Here is a 16,323-nt window from a genome sequence, read left to right as displayed (position 1 = left end):
GCGGTGCGGGTCGTGCCCGCGTCACGAGAGGCCGTATCCGCCGATGGGCGGACAGCGGGACGAACGACAAGAATTCAAAACAAGAATTCAAACGGATGAAAAAGGGGAACGTCCATGAAAACGTCCATCACCAGGAAGCAATGGTACCTGTCCGGCTTCGTCGCCTTCACCTGCCTCGTTTCGACCGCCGCCGTGTCCGGTCCGATCGAGAACTACGCGCCGGTGACCGCGCAGCGGCTGGAGAATCCGGAGCCGAGCAACTGGATGCTCTATCGGCGCACCTATGACGGCCAGGGCTACAGCCCGCTCGATCAGATCAACGCCTCCAACGTGAAGAACCTCACGCCGGTCTGGACCTTCGCCACCGGTGTCGTCGAAGGCCACGAGGCGCCGCCGATCGTCAACAACGGCGTGATGTTCGTGGCGACCCCGATGGGGCAGGTGATCGCGCTGAACGCGAAGACCGGCGACGAATACTGGCGCTACAAGCGGCAGTTGCCCGACGATCTGTTCCAGTTGCATCCGACCAGTCGCGGCGTCGGCCTCTGGGAAGACAAGCTCTATCTCGCCACCACGGACGACCATGTCGTCGCGCTCGATGCCAAGACCGGCAAGGTGGTGTGGGATACCAAGGTGCAGGATTACAAGAAGGGCCAGTACATGACCCTGATGCCCCTGATCGTCGACGGTAAGGTCATCGTCGGTGGCTCCGGCGGCGAGTTCGGCGTGCGCGGCTATGTCGCCGCCTATGACGCCAAGGACGGCAAGGAGCTGTGGCGGACCTTCACCATTCCGGGCGAAGGCGAGCCGGGCCATGACACCTGGCAGGGCGACGACTGGAAGAACGGCGGCGGCTCGGCCTGGATGACCGGCAATTACGACAAGGAGACCAAGACGATCTATTGGGGCGTCGGCAACGCCGCGCCTTGGCCCGGCGAGACCCATCCCGGCGACAATCTCTACACCTCCTCGGTGCTTGCGCTCGATCCCAACACCGGCAAGATCAAGACCCATCACCAGTATCACCAGAACGATTCCTGGGACTGGGACGAGGTCGAGGCGCCGATGCTGATCGACCTGCAACGCGACGGCCGCAACATCAAGAGCTTGGTCCATCCGGGTCGTGACGCAATCTTCTGGATCCTCGAGCGCACGCCGACCAAGATCAACTACGTCGCCGGCTGGCCGTTCGTTTCCACCGACGTCTGGAAGGGCATCGAACCCGAGAGCGGCAAGCCGATCGTCGATCCCGCCCACAAGCCGGTGATCGGCAAGCGCGTCGAATTCTGCCCGTCGCTATGGGGCGGCAAGGACTGGCCGTCGGCGGCTTACAGCCAGAAGCCCCGCCTCGTCTATGTGCCCGCCAACGAGAACTTCTGCGGCGGGTTCACCGGCGAGAAGGTCGCGCTGAAGCCGGGCGAGCTCTGGCTCGGCACCAAGCCGGAGGATATCGGTCTGAAGACGAAGCCGGGCGCGGATCACTTCGGCGAGCTGCAGGCGTGGGATCCCACGACGGGCAAGAAGGTGTGGCAGCACAACTTCCCGAAGTCGCAGCTGTTCGGCTCGGTGACGGCGACCGCGGGCGATCTCGTCTTGGTCGGCGGCACCAATGACCGCAACTTCCGCGCCTTCAATGCCAAGACCGGCGAGCTCCTATGGGAGCAGAAGACCAACTCCGGCATCATGGGCATGCCGGTCTCCTATGAGATCGACGGCACCCAGTACATCGCGATCCAGTCGGGTTGGGGCGTGGACGCGCAGCGCATCCAGGATGCGCTGGTGACCAACAACATCGGCATCGAAGCCAACGTGCCTCAAGGCGGGGTCATCTGGGTGTTCGCACTGAAGAAATAGCTCCGCGGGCGGATCGAAGACAGCGGAGCAGCAAGGGGGGTGGCGAATGCGGCGGGCGGCAACGTCCGCCGCATTCTTGCGTGTGTTGGGTGGCCCGCGCGCCTCGTCCTCGTCATGCCGGACAAGCCCGGCCTGAGACGATGTGGGGCGACTTGCGCGCTTAAGCCCTCGCTACTTCCCCTCGCGCTCGACCTTGTCCTTTTCCTTCCGGTTCATCTCGCGAATCTTCGGATCGGGATTGTGCTGCCCGGTGGTCTGGGTGGTCGAGGCAGGCGGAGCGTTGGCGTTGGGAAGCGAGTTCTGGTCGGGCGCGGTGGGGCGCGTCGCGGTGGTCGGCGGCGTCGTGTTGCCTTGGGCCAACGCGCTGGAGGTCGTCAAAAGAAAGGCGCCCGACAGCGAGACTGCGAGCGCCCTTGAAATGTTGATCATCGATCTGCTCCTGTCAGATCGATGCAAACGGCGCGAGACCGCTTGTGTTCCGTCTCGCGCTGCTGTTCCGTCTCACGCCTCCAATTGCTTGCCGATCGGCAGCGAGCGGATGCGTTTTCCGGTCGCTGCGAAGATTGCGTTCATCAGTGCCGGCGCGAACGGCGGAACGCCGGGCTCGCCGACGCCGCTCGGCGGCGTGTCCGGTCCGGGCGGCACGATGTAGACGTTGGTCACGACCGGAGATTCGTCGATCCTGACGACCTGGAAGTCGTCAAAATTCTTCTGCTGCACCTTACCGTCCTTGAAGCTGATCTCGCCGTATTTGGCGAGGCTCAGCCCCATGATCGCCGCGCCCTCGATCTGCGAGGCGATGCGCTCGGGGTTGACGTAGGTGCCGCAGTCGATCGCGGTGTCGACCCTCGGCACCGTCAGCTTGCCCTTGTCGTCGACGGCCACCTCGACGATGGTCGCGATGTAGCTGACGAAACTGCGGTGCACGGCGATGCCGAGCCCATGGCCCTTCGGCACCTTTCGGCCCCATTCGCCCTTCTCGGCGACCAGCTCGACCACCTTGCGCAGGCGCGCGGTATCGATCGGGTAGCTCTCTTGCGGCTCGCCATAGTTCCACAGGTCCTTCACGTTAGGCTTGACGATGCGGGGCGAGCCGATCAGCTCGAGCAACATGTCTTTCTGGTCGCGGCCGGTCGCCTGCGCGATCTCGCCGACCATCGACTGAACCGCAAAGGCACGGGGGATGTTCGAGACCGAGCGGAACCAGCCGATGCGGGTATAAGCGGCCGCTTCCGGATTCTCGCAGGAGATATTGGCGATCTCGAACGGCACGTCGGCGAGGCCCATGCCGATTTCGAAGGGCGCCTGATGGACCGTACCGGCTGCAAAGGTCGAGGCGATGCTGGGTGCCACGCTGCGGTGGCGCCAGGCGACCACCTTGCCGCTCTTGTCGAGGCCGGCCTCGATTCGTTCGGCCGAGACGGTGTGCAGGAAGCCGTTACGAATGTCGTCCTCCCGCGTCCACTGCACCTTCACCGGCGCGCCGAGCTCCTTCGACAGCAGCGCGGCTTCGAGCGCAAAGTCGCATTTCGACTTGCGGCCGAACCCGCCGCCGAGCAGGGTCACGTTGACGGTGACATTGCCCTCGGGAATACCGAGCGTCTTGGCGACGTCGTCGCGGGTACCGCCCGGGCTCTGCACCGGCGCCCAGATTTCCGCCTTGTCACCCTTGACGTCGGCGACCGCCACCGGGGGCTCCATGCTGACGTGAGCAAGATGCGGGATGTAGTACTCGCCGACGATCACCTTGTCCGCGCCCTTCAGAGCCGCATCCGCGTCGCCGTCCTTGCGCACGACGAGACCTGGCTTTCGCGAGGCCTCCTCGAGCTCCTTGCGATAGGCGACCGAGTCGTACTTGCCGTTGGCCCCGTCGTCCCAGGTCAGCTTCAGCGCGTCGCGGCCCTTGATTGCAGCGCCGGTGTTGCGGGCGATCACCGCGACGCCGCCGAGCGGCTGGAACTTTGACGGCCACGGCCAGCCTTGAACCTTCATCACCTTCTCGACGCCGGGGACCTTCAGTGCGGCCTCCGGATCGAACGAAACCAGCTTACCGCCGGTCACCGGCGGGCGCGCGATCACGGCATATTTCATCCCCGGCAGCCGCACATCGGCGCCGTAACGCGCCTTGCCGGTGGTGATGTCGTGGAGATCGACGATGCCGATCTGGCCCTTGGTGAGATAGCGGAAATCCTTGGGGTCCTTCAGCTTCAGACCTTCGATGCTCGGCACCGATTCCTTGGCGGCATCGGCGGCGAGCTCGCCGAAGCCGAGCTTGCGGCCGCTGGCGCTGTGAACGACCTCGTGGTTGACGGCCTTGACCTCGGTCGCCGGCACGCCCCAGCGTTTCGCCGCAGCCTGCTCCAGCATGGTGCGCGCCGAGGCGCCGATCTGACGCATTGGGATCAAATAATGCCGCGTGCTGCGCGAGCCGTCGGTGTCCTGATTGCCGAACTTGACCTCGTCGCCATGGGCCTGCTGCACCTTGACCTTGGACCAGTCGGCTTCCATTTCCTCGGCCACGATCAGCGGAAGGCTGGTGCGCACGCCGGTGCCCATTTCCGAACGGTGCCCGACGATGGTGACGATGCCGTCGGGTGCGACCGAGACGAACACGCGCGGATCGACCACGACGCCGTGCGGCATCTTGCCGGCACCGGTCTCATAGGCAAACGCCTGGCGCGACATCACGGGGGCGGCGAGCACGAATCCGCCGGTGATGCCGAGCCCCTTCAGGATGCTGCGGCGCGAGACCTTCTCGACCTTGATGTGCTTTTCGAAGCCATGCTTTTCGAAGCCCTGGAGCTTGCCGGGATTGTCGATGAAATTCATGTCACACTCCCGTCGATGCGAGATGGACTGCGTTCTCGATGCGCTGATAGCAGCCGCAGCGGCAGATATTGCCGGACATCGCCTCGCGGATCTGGTCATGCGAGGGCTTCGGGTTGTCCATCAGCAGCGCGGCGGCCTGCATGATCTGGCCGGCCTGGCAGAAGCCGCATTGCGGCACGTTGACCTGGCGCCAGGCCTTCTGCACCGGATGATCGCCGTTGGGATGCAGCCCTTCGATCGTGGTGACCTCGCGTCCGGCGACGTCGTTGACCGACGTGATGCAGGCGCGCACGGCTTCCTTGTCGACAATGACCGTACAGGCGCCGCACAAGGCTTGGCCACAGCCATATTTGGTGCCGGTCAGCCCGGCTTCGTCGCGCAGGAACCAGAGTAGCGGGAGATCCGGGTCGCCGTCCCAGCTCTGTTCCTGGCCGTTGATCTTCACCTTGATCATGATCGTCCCTCGCTCTTCATAAGCATGCCAAATTCAAAGTTCGCCGACGCCGGTTGGCGACAGCTCACACCTCGTGTCGTCGCATCCCCGCCTTCGTCCCGCGCGGGCAAATCCCGGTGGGAGGCAGGAACGCCACTGGCGATGTCTGGATGTGCTCGATACCTCCCCGTTTTTGTTCTTAGTTGTTTGAACGTCGTGCGGCATCGTGACGGCCCGACCGTAGCAGAGATCGCGCCGGCCCGGCGTTCACAGCCGAGTGTTCTCACCGGGAAAAGATTGCATCGATGGTTTGTCAAAAGCAGGGCGCGTCGTCGCGCCGCGTGAACCGCGCATTCACAAACAGCGCTTGCGACGAAAAAAGGCTTCGTCCGCCAGAGGGACTGCGCGGACGAAGCAGGATGCCTCAGTCGAGGGAGGGAGAAACGCAGACGCCGGGGGGACTTCAAGACGGAAGTCGGCGGCACTGCGCAGTCATTCAGAGACCAGGACTGAGGAGCCAATCACCCTCAAATGCGCGCAAGGCTGGAGGCGGCGGCATCGCCGCCAACTCCGGGGCCGGGCCCGTCCGGCTCGCTGGCCCTCGTCGAGACCAGCGAGCCGACGGGGTTTGGCGAGTACCTGGCAGCCCTGCTTAGGCAGCCTTGGCCTTGGCGACGTGGGTCGCGATCGCGTCCATCAGCGCCGGTGACAGGCAATCATAGGGCTCGAGCCCGATTTCCTTCAGCCGTGAACGGATGCCCGCCATCTGCTCAGGCTTCACGCCCGATTCGATCACGGACGAGACGAAGGCGGCGAATTGCGGCGCCTGCGAGCCCTGCTCCTGGAACAGCTCGGGATGGATGAAGTCGAGACCGTAGAACGGGTGGTTCTTGTTCTCGATGCGGCCGTACATGTGGGTTCCGCAGGCCTTGCAGGCATAGCGCTGGATCACCGCGGAGGGATCGACGATCTGGAGCTTGTCGCCATTCTCGAGCACGGTGACGTTCTGGCGCGGCACCACGGCGACGACGGAGAACGTCGCGCCTTGCGGCTTCCAGCACTTGGTGCAACCGCAGGCGTGGTTGTGCGCGACGTCGCCCTTGATGCCGACCTTGACCGGATGGTCGCTGCATTTGCAGACCAGTGTGCCGCCGGCGAAGCTGCCGCTGCCCTGTTTGAGGCCGTTGTCGATCGATGGATGGAGTGCAACAGTCATGGGTCGATCCTCCTTGGTGTGACGCTTTCGAGCTAGAACACGACGACTGAACGGATGGACTTGCCCTCGTGCATGAGGTCAAAGCCCTTGTTGATCTCCTCGAGCTTGAGCACGTGGGTGATCATCGGATCGATCTGGATCTTTCCGTTCATGTACCAGTCGACGATCTTGGGCACGTCGGTGCGGCCGCGGGCGCCGCCGAAGGCCGTGCCGCGCCAGTTGCGCCCGGTGACGAGCTGGAACGGGCGAGTGGCGATCTCCTTGCCGGCCTCGGCAACGCCGATGATGATCGAGGTGCCCCAGCCGCGATGGCAGGCTTCCAGCGCCTGGCGCATCACTGTGGTGTTGCCTGTGCAGTCGAACGTGTAGTCGGCGCCGCCGTCAGTGAGGCCGACGAGATGCTGGACGATGTCGCCGGTGACTTTCTTCGGGTTGACGAAATGGGTCATACCGAACCGGCGGCCCCAATCTTCCTTGGAATCGTTGATGTCGACGCCGATGATCTTGTCGGCGCCCGCCATCTTGGCGCCCTGGATGACATTGAGGCCAATGCCGCCGAGGCCGAACACGACCACGTTGGCGCCCGGCTCGACCTTGGCGGTGTTGACGACGGCGCCGACGCCGGTGGTGACGCCGCAGCCGATGTAGCAGCTCTTGTCGAACGGCGCGTCCTCGCGGATCTTGGCGACCGCGATCTCCGGCAGCACGGTGAAGTTCGAGAAGGTCGAGCAGCCCATGTAGTGGTAGATCGGCTTGCCCTTGTAGGAGAAGCGGCTGGTGCCGTCGGGCATCACGCCCTTGCCCTGCGTCGCGCGGATCGCAGTGCAGAGATTGGTCTTCTGGCTGAGGCAGCTCTTGCACTGCCGGCACTCCGGCGTGTAGAGCGGGATGACGTGGTCACCCGGCTTCACCGAGGTCACCCCGGGTCCGATCTCGCGGATGATGCCTGCTCCCTCATGTCCTAGGATCGAGGGGAAAATGCCTTCGCTGTCGAAGCCGTCGAGCGTATAGGCGTCGGTATGGCAGATGCCCGTCGCCTTGATCTCGACCAGGACCTCGCCAACCTTCGGGCCTTCCAGATCGACCTCGACGATCTCAAGCGGCTTCTTGGCTTCGAAAGCGACGGCGGCACGTGTCTTCATTGGTAGCTCCTCAAATTCTCATAAGACGCCAGTAAGTAGTCTTGGCAGTCTTCGTAACGTTCACTTCTTGCCCATGCAGGCGTCTTCCGCCTTGGTGTAAGCCTCTGTTTTCTCCTCCTTCTTGGAGGGACGCTGCCGGCCCCATGCTTCGGTGGAGCGGGCGCGCAGATAGACATACAGGTCGTCCATGTAGCAGGCGACGTTCGGATTGTCGCCGAAGGCCGGCATCACGTTCTCCTGTGCGGTCGAGACGTTCTTGCGGCCGGAGGCGACCACGCCGAGGAAGTCGCCATAGCTCATCGACTTGACGGAATCCTTGAGCGCCGGCGCGTAAGTGGAGCCCATGCCGTCGGGCCCATGGCAGACATGGCAGTCGGAGTGATAGCGGCGGTATCCGGAATAGGTGAACCAGTCCACGGTGCCGTCGGCCGAAATCTTATAGGTCGGATTTCCTTCCTTATCGAGCCACTTTCCGTCGTCTTCCTTCTTCACGGCGGTCGGGTCGGCCGGACCGTCCGCGACCGCAATTCCTCCGGACGCAACCAAGATCAGCGCAGCAATGACAGAGCAGATTTTACGCAAGAGATTCATCCTCGAAGAAGCCCGGGGGAGACGAGCCGGCGCGTGGAGTTGATCCACGCGCCGGAGCGATGCTGATGGGCCTAGTTCGGCAGCGAGAACACGGTCAGCGTGCCGCCGAGTGCCGTATAGTTGCTGAGGGCCGCGTAGCCGCCGACCGCGCCGAGACCTGCGGTCGGATCGGTCAGGCCTGCCGCCAGACCGATGCCGGCCCAGCCGCCGACGCCGGAAAGCACTGCGACATACTGCTTGCCGCCGTTCTCATAGGTGGTGACGTTGCCGATGATGCCGGAGGGAGTCTTGAACTTGTAGAGCTCCTTGCCGGTCTTGGCGTCGACTGCCTTCAGATAGCCTTCGAGCGTGCCGTAGAACACCACACCGCCGGCGGTTGCGAGCGCGCCCGACCAGACCGAGAACTGCTCCTTGTTCGACCAGACGATCTTGCCGGTCTTGCCGTCCCAGGCGATGAAGTTGCCCATGTGGGTTTCACCCTGCGGCGGATACATCGAGAGCGTCGCACCCACATAGGGTTGGCCCGCGGTGTAGCTCACCTTGAACGGCTCGTAGTCCATGCAGACGTGGTTGGTCGGAACGTAGAACAGCTGCGTGTCCGGCGAGTAGGCTGCCGGCTGCTCGTCCTTGGTGCCGAGCGCGGCCGGGCAGATGCCCTTCACGTTGTGGTCCTCGCCCGCCTTGTCGGTCGAAGCTGCGTCGAGCACCTTCGGACGACCATAGGTCGGCGAGTTCTTGTCCATGTCGACGCCGGAGGTCCAGTTCACCTTCGGATCGTACTTTTCGGCAACCAGCAACTCGCCGGTGGCGCGGTCCAGGGTGTAGCCGAGGCCGTTACGGTCGAAGTGGGTCAGCAGCTTGCGCGCCTGGCCGTTGATCGACTGATCCGAGAGGATCATCTCGTTGACGCCGTCATAGTCCCATTCGTCATGGGGCGTCATCTGATAGACCCACTTGGCGACGCCGGTATCCGGGTTGCGCGCCCAGATCGTCATCGACCATTTGTTGTCGCCGGGACGCTGCTTCGGATTCCAGGTCGAAGGATTGCCCGATCCGTAATAGACAAGGTTCAGTTCGGGATCGTAGGAGATCCAGCCCCAGGTGGCGCCGCCGCCGATCTTCCACTGATCGCCTTGCCAGGTCTTGAGGCTCGAATCCTTGCCGACCGGCTTGCCGAGTGCGGTGGTCTTCTCGGCGTCGACCAGAATCTGGTTGTCCGGCCCTTCCGAATATCCGCGCCATGCCAGCTTGCCGGTCTTGATGTCGTAGGCCGACATATGGGCCTGGACGCCGAACTCGCCGCCGGAGATGCCGATCAGCACCTTGTCCTTGATGACCATGGGCGCCGATGTACCGGTCTCGCCCTTGCTCGGATCGCCGTTCTTGGCGGTCCACGCAACCTGGCCGGTCTTGGCATCGAGCGCGACGAGAGTGGTGTCGGCCTGATGCAGGAAGATCTTGCCGTCGCCGAAAGCCAGGCCACGGTTCACCGTGTCGCAGCACATCACCGGAATGACGTTCGGATCCTGCTTCGGCTCGTACTTCCAGACGATCTTGTTCTCCTGCGAAAGGTCAATGGCGTAGACCTTGTTCGGGAACGGCGTGTGGACGTACATGATGTTGCCGATGATCAGCGGGCCGCCTTCGTGGCCGCGCAGCACGCCGGTCGAGAAGGTCCAGGCAACCTGGAGCTTGCCGACGTTTTGTGCGTTGATCTGGTTAAGCTTGGAATATCGAGTATTGGCGTAGTCGCCGGTCGGCATCACCCAGTCTTTCGGGTTCTGCGACATCTTGTGCAACTCGTCATTGGCTGAGGCGTTCCCGACGGCGAGAGCCGCCGCTGAGCCAAGAAAGGTCGCCAGTAGCACCTTGCGCATAGTCATTCCTCCGTTGGTCTCGTTTATTTTTCCCGAAGCATTGGTAATTCACCGGGCTTCTCGTCCGGCGTCTGCTCGTGCAGGGCGGTCCATGTTTCGGACCAGAAACGATGCTGTGCTGTTTCCTCCTCCTGATGAGAGCCACGGGTCCACGTGCAGGAGCGGCCCGTTCTTGTTGTTCCTGCCGCAATCCCTAACCACTTCGCCATCGGGAAACTTGCCCAAGAGAGAAACCGGTTTGCTCGACAGCGCACGGACGCGAAGATTTTGTTTTGCAGTAGCGAATTCAGCGGCTTCTGCGTCCCTCTGACAGCGCCTTCAACGCGCAGGTTCCCCTTGACGGCGCTGCAACTAAGGCGGAGGATTAACTTTCAAGGGTGGCAATGGAACGATGGCGCTCGTGCCAAGAGACCGCTCAAATTCGAGGTAAACGTCACGCAATCACGGCTGAGGGCTCCGGCAGCGCTGGTCGCGATTCGCGTCGAATCTCCGGATCAAACCAGTGGCTGGATTAATGTCCGACACCATTCACACGCTCTCGACGACCGGCATGACGCCGAAGCGCCAGATCCAGAGCTGGATCGACGGGCTGACGAGCCTGTGTGGGCATTTCGACGTCGATCCGCTGGAGGCGTCCTCGCTCGAAGGCCGCATCGACTACACGAGCGTTTCGCGTCTGAAGCTCTGTCAGATCGAAGTGAGTCAGCATCGCATCGCGCACACGTTGGCGCGGGCCAAGGCCAACGAACATCCCTACATCAAGATCCACTTCCAGACCTACGGCGTGTCCTATTTCGAGCAGGAAGGCCGTCACATCGAGATCAACCCCGGCGACATCATCGCCTATGACGTCTCCTGTCCGCATTCGATCATCAGCCCGGCCTTCACGCGTCACGACGTGGTGATCGTGCCGAAGGCGTTGCTGCGCGACCGCGGATTTCCGTCACAGCGGATGCCGGCCTGCAAACTGTCCGCGAAGACGGGCACGGGGCGGATCGCCCACGATTTCGTCCACGCGACCTTCGACGAAGCGGCGAAGCTGTCGGCGAACAGCGCGGTCGGCGTCGCCGATTCGCTGATCGACCTGTTGCTGCTGCCGCTGCGCGAGGCCGATACGATGTTCGATCGTGTCGGACCCGAGGCGATGTATGTGCGCGCGCAGTTCTTCATCCGCGAGCACTTGCGCGATCCGGATCTTTGCATCGATCAGATCTCGGCCGAGCTCGGTTGCTCCAAGCGCTATCTGCACATGCTGTTCTCCGAGCGCGGCACCACGGTGAGCGACTACATCTGGCAGGCGCGCTTGCAGAACTGCCGCCAGGAGCTCGAGGCGCACGCCGGCAAGACCATCACCGACGTCGCCTTCTCCTGGGGCTTCTCCAGCTCGTCGCATTTCAGCCGCGTGTTCCGGAAATATTTCGGCGTGGTGCCGTCCTCGATCCACAAGGCGCAGCAGGGCATCGCGAGTTCGGGCGAGCATTAGGGCATGATCCGGAAAAGTGCGAAGCGGTTTCCGGAGAGATCATGCGCAAACAACAACCTAAAGCGCGATGACGATTCGTCTAAATCTCATCGCGCATTAGACGCGGGCCGAAGTCGCTCTGGACGATCAAGCCGCCCTGGTGGCCACTTGCCGTCTACGCCGAGGCCGCAATGTAGGGAATGCTGACCAGCAGGGCGGCAAGCAGCGCGGCGTTGCAAAGCATTCCGCTCCAATGCAGCCGCCGCAGCCGGCCTGCGGCATTGGTATCGCCGGCTTCGCCGGCGCTGAGCTGCTCGTCCATCCGTTGCATGAACCATCCGCGCCCGCCGATCGCAAGAGCTGCAAGCAGGCCCACGCCGATCGCGGCAAGCGGGCGGCCGTCGAGCAGCAAGGCGAGTGTTGCGATGATTGCGGCAAAGCGCATCACCAGAAAATGGGCGTTGAACATTCCGCGCAACAGCAGGGCGACCGGCCGGATATCGAGCTTCACCAGCAGGAAAGCGGGCGATGCCAGCGTGAAATAGCCCATCGGAAAGAGCAGAATGACCATAACGGCGACAGCGACGGCATCCGGTGTCATGCGATCGGCCCCTTGTTGTCCGCCGGGGCAGGTCGTCCGGCGGCGGAGCGCAATCATAACGGGAAAATGGGCTTCCGGCACTAGGCTTTGGTCGAATGCCGGGCCGCGGAGGCGGTCGGCGCGCTTGCCTCAAAGTTAGGCCGGCTCGAGGCCGAGCGATTTCGCGCTCTCAATCCAGATCGGCAGTTCGCGCTGGTAGAGTTCGTTGGTCTCCTTGAAGCCGATCGCGGGTTCGAGCACGAAGGTGGCGAGAACTTCCTTCACCTTGGGATCGTTGTTGGCCGCGACGCAGAGCTCCGCCAGGCGGCTGATAACGGCTTGTGGCGTTGCCTTCGGCACCGCCCATCCGGAGAATCCGCTCACGGTGAAGAATTTCGATGTCGCGCCCTGCTCGGGAAGGGTCTTGATCGCGGGGATCGCGTCGACTTTCTTCGAATGCACCGCGAATACGGTGCCACGGTCGCTCTGCAGGACCGATTGTGCCGCCGTGTAGCTTCCCATCGCGGCATCGAGCGTGCCTTCGAGCATTCCGGTCCACATCGGAGCTTCGCCGCGATAGTGCACAGGCTCGATGTTGAGCCCGTACTGCTTGTTGAGCTCGTTGATCGTCATGTGCGGGGCCGAGCCCGCGCTATAGGTGCCGAAGTTCACCTTGCCGCTCTTGCGGGCGAAGGCGACGAAATCCTCCAGAGTCTTGATCCCGGTCTTCGGGTTCGCCACCAGCAACAGGCCGGCGCCGGGAATGACGCTGACGAGGGTCAGGTCCTTGTCCATGTCGTAGCCGGGGTTCTTCATGACCACCCGGTTCATGATGTAGGTGGTCGAGATCGAGCAGAGGATGGTGTGGCCATCGGGTTCGGCGCGGGCGACCTCGGCCGTGCCGATCGCGCCGGAGGCGCCGGGCTTGTTCTCGACGACCACGGTCTTGCCCACCTGCTTGGAGATGAATTCGCCGTAGGCACGCGCGAGCAGGTCGGTCTGCCCGCCGGCGGGATAGCTGCAAATCATGCGAATTTGCCGCGACGGCCAGCTGCCTTGTGCGGAGGCGCTGCGCGAGACAAAGGGCATCGCGAAGGCGCCGGCTCCGGCGGCGATGAAGTGGCGGCGATCGATTTTCTTGGACATGATTCTCTCCCGGTTCCGGGCAGGGTACTGCACCAGGCTGGCGTCGCCATGGGCATCAGGCGAGACAGATTGGCGCATTCGCGGCGATCACCCATCACGCGGATGCGTGCGCAGCACGCAGGCCCGGGGTCATCGGTATCGTCTTAGGGCCGTCGGGCGCAGAGTTCGTGCTCCGGACGCAGCACAGCCCGAACAGGCGGTGCAGCGCATCGGGACACGAGCGCCCTTCCGGATCACCGCTGGATGATCTTCGTCCACACGTCGCCCAAAATCGCGGGCTCGCGCGGCGGCAGATAGGTGAGGCCGGCCTGCCTGCCGAACTCTGCGATCCGGCCCTCGGCTGCGAGCCCGCTCAACGCCTTGTTGACGGCCTCGATCAGTGCAGGATCGCTGCCGAGCCCGACATAGCCGCGATTGGCGCCGATCGGATAGTAATAGCCGGATGCGGTGAGCGCCGTGTCGGGGTGCGCGGCGCGGTGGGCGTCGAAGCGGGCGAGGTCGATCAGCGTCGCGTCATGGTCGCCGCGCTGGAGCGCGCCCAGGAGGTCGTCGCGGCCGGGGACGAGGTGGGTGATGCTGTCGATCAGCCGCCCCTTGTCGAAGGTCATCAGGATGGCATCGCCCAGCGACCCGCTTTCGATCACCAGGCGAAGCCCGGCGAGATCGCCGATATCGCCGATCTTGCGGCCGCTTGCCTTTGGTCCGAGCACCACCGTCATCGGCGAGTAGATGTATGGCCGGCTCGGCGCGAGCACGCCGAGCGCGATGCGGCGCCGCCGGTCGTCGCGGGTCGCGCCGGCAAAGTCCGGCAGGCGCGCCGTCTTCATGCCGGGCTTGACGAGCGAATCCTCCGTCAAGGCGTAGCCGCCGACCAGTGAGCAGCGTCCGTCCGATAGCAGCGCATTGGCCTCGAGCTGAGGGCTGGAATCCTCATCCAGCTTGCTTTCGAACCACTGGATCTTCAGCGGCCGTCCCATCCGCTCGGCGATCGCCTGCGCCAGCAACACGTCGAAGCCGGCATCCGGCTTGCCGCGGCGGTGCATCGAGAGCGGCGGCCGACCCTCGTCGAGACAAACCCTCAGCGGATCATCCGCAGCATGTGCGACTGTCGTTGCCGCGCAGATCGCGGCAACGCTCCACGCGGCGACCCGGCCCCTCACGGCTTCCTCCGGCTGGAGATGAAGGCCCAGAGATCGCCGATCTGGTCGTCGCTGAGGATGTCGCCCCAGGGCGGCATCTTGTTGTTCTTGCCGTTCTTCACCGTGGTGACGAAGCGCGTCTTGTCGTCGGGGAAAACGCGCAGGTCCGGCGTGATGGTGCCGGAGTTCATCAGGTTCGGACCGTGGCAGTGCGAGCATTTCTCGGCATAGGTCGACTTGCCGTGGTCGATTTGCGCCTGCATGGGATTGCTAGTTGCGTCATCGGCGGCACGGACAGTCGCCGCAAGCGCGACCGTCAGCACCGCGACGGCGGCGATCTTCGCCGCCGTCCTGTAAGATACGTCCTTCAGCATCGTGCCGTGATTACTGCTTGACCGCAAAGACCCACAGCGAGCCGCCGGGAGGCCCCTTGGAAAGCCGCTCGTCGCCGGAGAACAGCGAGTAGACGCCGCCATAGCCTGATGTCACCGCGACATATTGCACGCCGTCCTGCTGCCAGGTCACCGGCTGGCCTTCGATGCCGGACCCGGTCTGGAACTGCCAGAGCTTCTTGCCGGTGTCGGCGTCGAAGGCCTCGAACTCGCCGGTGAGCTGACCCGAGAACACGACGCCGCCTGCGGTCGACAGCACGCCCGAGAAGCGCGGAATGTCGCTCGGCGCTTCCCATTTCGACTTGCCGGTCATGGGATCGATGGCCTTGAGATGACCACGCGGGCCGTCGTCGAACTGCCAGGGATCGGTCAGGTCCATGCCGAGATACCATTCACCCTGCTTGAAGGTGACGGGTTCGGCCTTGTACTTGCCGCCGAAGTTGAGCGTGTTGGCGTAGGCCAATCCGGTCTGCGGATTGAACGACATCGGCTCCCAGTTCTTGCCGCCGAGGATCGACGGGTAGACCGTGACCTTCTTGCCCTCGCGCGCGTCCTTGCTGACGTCGGTCTCGATCGGACGCCCGGTCTTCATGTCGATGCCGGTTGCCCAATTGACCTTCACGTAAGGATTGGCCGCGAGCAGCTTTCCGTTGGTGCGGTCGAGCACGTAGAAGAAGCCGTTGCGGTTGGCGTCCATCAGCACCTTGGTCGGCTTGCCCTCGACGTTCATGTCGGCGAGGACCATCTCGGCCACGCTGTCATAATCGAACGGATTGTTCGGCGAGAATTGGTAGTGCCACTTGATCTTGCCGGTCTTGGGATCCATCGCCAGCACGGAGCAGGTGTAGAGGTTGTCGCCGGGACGCACCGCCGAATTGAACGGTCCGGGATTGCCGATGCCCCAATACACCGTGTTCAGCTCGGGATCATAAGACCCCGTGATCCAGGTCGAGCCGCCGCCGAGCTTCCAGGTATCGCCCTTCCAGGTGTCGCCGCCGGGCTCATCCGGCGAGGGGATCGAATGGGTCCGCCACAGATGCTTGCCGGTTGCCGGATCCCAGCCGTCGATGAAGCCGCGAGTGCCGAACTCGGCGCCGGAGATGCCGGTGATGACCACGCCGTCCGCGACCAGCGGGGCCACCGTCATCGAATAGCCTTCCTTGATGTCGGCCGCCTGCTGCCGCCACAGCTCCTTGCCGTTCTTGGCGTCGAGCGCGATCACGTTGGCATCGAGCGTGGTGCGGAACACTTTGCCGTCGTACAGCGCCGCGCCGCGGTTGATGATGCCGCAACAGACGATGCGCGGCGTCTCGGCGGGATATTCGACCTTGGTCTTCCAGATCTGCTTGCCGGTCTTGGCGTCAACCGCCATGGTGGCGTTGTGCGAGGTCACGTAGATCACGCCCTGGTACACCAGCGGCTGCGATTCCTCGCTGCGATCGTCGTTGAAGGAGTAATTCCAGACCGGGACGAGGTTCTTGACGGTGTCCTTGTTGATCTGGTTCAGCGTCGAGAAGCGCTGCAGATTGTAGCCCATCCCGTAATTGAGAACGTTCGATGTATCAGTCGCGCCCTTGACCAGTTGCTCGGTGGTCTGTGCGCTTGCACAAGTCGATGCAAGCATGACGAGGCTCGCGGCCATCGCAAAGCGTTTCATCCGTT

Annotated in this window: 14 protein-coding genes; 2 read left to right on the top strand and 12 right to left on the bottom strand. The window is 63.4% G+C overall.

Features of this window, described 5'->3' with window-relative positions:
* Nucleotides 1–114 precede the first annotated feature (114 nt).
* The gene (locus X268_RS22970; RefSeq protein ID WP_164937879.1) at nt 115–1,854 is read left to right on the top strand and encodes a methanol/ethanol family PQQ-dependent dehydrogenase; all 1,740 of its coding nucleotides are present in this window, start codon (nt 115–117) and stop codon (nt 1,852–1,854) included.
* 171 nt (nt 1,855–2,025) lie between these two features.
* On the opposite strand, the gene X268_RS22965 is transcribed toward X268_RS22970, so the two are convergent.
* From X268_RS22965 to xoxF5, 7 genes are all read right to left on the bottom strand, one after another.
* Nucleotides 2,026–2,283: a hypothetical protein gene (locus X268_RS22965; protein WP_128927028.1), complete on the bottom strand. Its 258-nt coding sequence runs from the start codon at nt 2,281–2,283 to the stop codon at nt 2,026–2,028.
* A gap of 72 nt (nt 2,284–2,355) precedes the next feature.
* A complete protein-coding gene (locus tag X268_RS22960; RefSeq protein WP_128927027.1) occupies nt 2,356–4,683 on the bottom strand; it encodes a xanthine dehydrogenase family protein molybdopterin-binding subunit in 2,328 nt (775 codons plus the stop codon).
* 1 nt (nt 4,684) lies between these two features.
* A complete protein-coding gene (locus X268_RS22955; RefSeq protein ID WP_028177985.1) occupies nt 4,685–5,137 on the bottom strand; it encodes a (2Fe-2S)-binding protein in 453 nt (150 codons plus the stop codon).
* A 631-nt stretch (nt 5,138–5,768) separates the two neighbouring features.
* A complete protein-coding gene (gfa, locus tag X268_RS22950; RefSeq protein ID WP_128927026.1) occupies nt 5,769–6,332 on the bottom strand; it encodes an S-(hydroxymethyl)glutathione synthase in 564 nt (187 codons plus the stop codon).
* A 32-nt stretch (nt 6,333–6,364) separates the two neighbouring features.
* Nucleotides 6,365–7,474, bottom strand: a complete 1,110-nt coding sequence (locus X268_RS22945) for an S-(hydroxymethyl)glutathione dehydrogenase/class III alcohol dehydrogenase (RefSeq protein ID WP_128927025.1) — start codon at nt 7,472–7,474, stop codon at nt 6,365–6,367.
* 60 nt (nt 7,475–7,534) lie between these two features.
* Complete coding sequence (locus X268_RS22940) at nt 7,535–8,065, bottom strand: c-type cytochrome, methanol metabolism-related (RefSeq protein ID WP_128927024.1); 531 nt, start codon at nt 8,063–8,065, stop codon at nt 7,535–7,537.
* A 71-nt stretch (nt 8,066–8,136) separates the two neighbouring features.
* Nucleotides 8,137–9,942, bottom strand: coding sequence for a lanthanide-dependent methanol dehydrogenase XoxF5 (xoxF5, locus tag X268_RS22935; RefSeq protein ID WP_128929354.1), 1,806 nt, complete (start codon nt 9,940–9,942; stop codon nt 8,137–8,139).
* Between the two features lie 514 nt (nt 9,943–10,456).
* Between xoxF5 and X268_RS22930 the strand changes: the two genes are divergently transcribed.
* On the top strand, nt 10,457–11,425 hold the full coding sequence (locus X268_RS22930) for a helix-turn-helix domain-containing protein (protein ID WP_128927023.1): 969 nt from the start codon (nt 10,457–10,459) through the stop codon (nt 11,423–11,425).
* A gap of 154 nt (nt 11,426–11,579) precedes the next feature.
* Here the strand turns inward: X268_RS22930 and X268_RS22925 are convergent, their stop codons facing one another.
* From X268_RS22925 to X268_RS22905, 5 genes are all read right to left on the bottom strand, one after another.
* Complete coding sequence (locus X268_RS22925) at nt 11,580–12,005, bottom strand: hypothetical protein (protein WP_128927022.1); 426 nt, start codon at nt 12,003–12,005, stop codon at nt 11,580–11,582.
* Between the two features lie 135 nt (nt 12,006–12,140).
* Nucleotides 12,141–13,130: a Bug family tripartite tricarboxylate transporter substrate binding protein gene (locus X268_RS22920; RefSeq protein WP_128927021.1), complete on the bottom strand. Its 990-nt coding sequence runs from the start codon at nt 13,128–13,130 to the stop codon at nt 12,141–12,143.
* Between the two features lie 233 nt (nt 13,131–13,363).
* The gene (locus X268_RS22915) at nt 13,364–14,290 is read right to left on the bottom strand and encodes a substrate-binding periplasmic protein (RefSeq protein ID WP_128927020.1); all 927 of its coding nucleotides are present in this window, start codon (nt 14,288–14,290) and stop codon (nt 13,364–13,366) included.
* On the bottom strand, nt 14,287–14,643 hold the full coding sequence (locus X268_RS22910) for a c-type cytochrome (protein WP_128927019.1): 357 nt from the start codon (nt 14,641–14,643) through the stop codon (nt 14,287–14,289). The genes X268_RS22915 and X268_RS22910 overlap by 4 nt, the downstream gene beginning before the upstream one ends.
* Before the next feature lie 10 nt (nt 14,644–14,653).
* The gene (locus X268_RS22905; protein ID WP_128927018.1) at nt 14,654–16,318 is read right to left on the bottom strand and encodes a methanol/ethanol family PQQ-dependent dehydrogenase; all 1,665 of its coding nucleotides are present in this window, start codon (nt 16,316–16,318) and stop codon (nt 14,654–14,656) included.
* Nucleotides 16,319–16,323: the final 5 nt, after the last annotated feature.

Origin of the sequence: Bradyrhizobium guangxiense, from assembly GCF_004114915.1 — a bacterium.
Lineage (GTDB): Bacteria > Pseudomonadota > Alphaproteobacteria > Rhizobiales > Xanthobacteraceae > Bradyrhizobium > Bradyrhizobium guangxiense.
The sequence above is the reverse complement of the archived record's forward strand: the minus strand, read 5'-3'. Positions and strand labels throughout refer to the sequence as shown.

Bases quoted from the DNA above. Each gene is read 5' to 3' on its own strand.
- gfa (WP_128927026.1), bottom strand. From the start codon at position 6,332: ATGACTGTTGCACTCCATCCATCGATCGACAACGGCCTCAAACAGGGC.
- X268_RS22945 (WP_128927025.1), bottom strand. From the start codon at position 7,474: ATGAAGACACGTGCCGCCGTCGCTTTCGAAGCCAAGAAGCCGCTTGAG.
- X268_RS22905 (WP_128927018.1), bottom strand. From the start codon at position 16,318: ATGAAACGCTTTGCGATGGCCGCGAGCCTCGTCATGCTTGCATCGACT.
- X268_RS22970 (WP_164937879.1), top strand. From the start codon at position 115: ATGAAAACGTCCATCACCAGGAAGCAATGGTACCTGTCCGGCTTCGTC.
- X268_RS22930 (WP_128927023.1), top strand. From the start codon at position 10,457: ATGTCCGACACCATTCACACGCTCTCGACGACCGGCATGACGCCGAAG.
- xoxF5 (WP_128929354.1), bottom strand. From the start codon at position 9,942: ATGCGCAAGGTGCTACTGGCGACCTTTCTTGGCTCAGCGGCGGCTCTC.
- X268_RS22910 (WP_128927019.1), bottom strand. From the start codon at position 14,643: ATGCTGAAGGACGTATCTTACAGGACGGCGGCGAAGATCGCCGCCGTC.
- X268_RS22960 (WP_128927027.1), bottom strand. From the start codon at position 4,683: ATGAATTTCATCGACAATCCCGGCAAGCTCCAGGGCTTCGAAAAGCAT.
- X268_RS22965 (WP_128927028.1), bottom strand. From the start codon at position 2,283: ATGATCAACATTTCAAGGGCGCTCGCAGTCTCGCTGTCGGGCGCCTTT.
- X268_RS22955 (WP_028177985.1), bottom strand. From the start codon at position 5,137: ATGATCAAGGTGAAGATCAACGGCCAGGAACAGAGCTGGGACGGCGAC.
- X268_RS22940 (WP_128927024.1), bottom strand. From the start codon at position 8,065: ATGAATCTCTTGCGTAAAATCTGCTCTGTCATTGCTGCGCTGATCTTG.
- X268_RS22920 (WP_128927021.1), bottom strand. From the start codon at position 13,130: ATGTCCAAGAAAATCGATCGCCGCCACTTCATCGCCGCCGGAGCCGGC.
- X268_RS22925 (WP_128927022.1), bottom strand. From the start codon at position 12,005: ATGACACCGGATGCCGTCGCTGTCGCCGTTATGGTCATTCTGCTCTTT.